At 52.7% G+C, this 691-nt stretch carries 1 protein-coding gene; it reads left to right on the forward strand.

Annotation, left to right across the window (positions count from 1 at the left end; all coding sequences use genetic code 11):
* Positions 1-46: 46 nt before the first annotated feature.
* On the forward strand, positions 47-691 hold a 645-nt coding region (locus tag IOC61_RS17560; protein ID WP_267491327.1), incomplete at its 3' end, for a hypothetical protein.

The raw sequence follows: 691 nt of genomic DNA on the forward strand, positions 1-691 counted from the left end.
GTGGCGACGTTGCTGCTAGCCTTGAGCTCAGCTTCAGGAGGATGCCATGCAACCAACAGTACCTATTACGGGCCGAGTGCTTTATCTCTCGGATGATCCCGAAAAGATTGATCACCAATTGGCCGGCCATTCCATCGACCTTCATTCAGCTCGACCGTTGCGCGACAACGTCTCAACGGATGAGATAACGCCAACCACGGTCATGCTGGTATATGATGAGCGCCTCGGTCAGTACCCATATGTCGGCTTCAAAGCGGGTGAACGACTTCCTATTCCAGAGGATGCCATTCGCAATGGTGGTTTCGCCGTCACTGTAGCAGGTAAACGGTACGGCAAGGGCTCTTCGCGCGAGTCCAGCCCACTGGCTGAGCTTTCGGCAGGCATCCGTTTGATTATTGCCGAGAGCTTCGAACGTATCTATCTGCAGAATTGCGACAATATCGGCATTCTCACCTCCACTGATTTCTCACTGCTGGACAAGATCGAAGCGGGTGAGGATATTCCCATGGAGGCGTTCCTCGAGGGGCGTGATGCTGTGACACAGGAGATCATTCGGCACGGTGGTCTCTTGGCCTACAGCAAGTCCAAGAAGTGGCCCCAAGTCGGTAGCACTCAAATTAGCGAGCCCACTAATAAGTCACTCACTCTTGTCGAGAAGATTATTCAACGACAAATTCATCCTGAGTTCGCT

The organism is Halomonas sp. KAO (assembly GCF_015595025.1).
Classification (GTDB): domain Bacteria; phylum Pseudomonadota; class Gammaproteobacteria; order Pseudomonadales; family Halomonadaceae; genus Halomonas.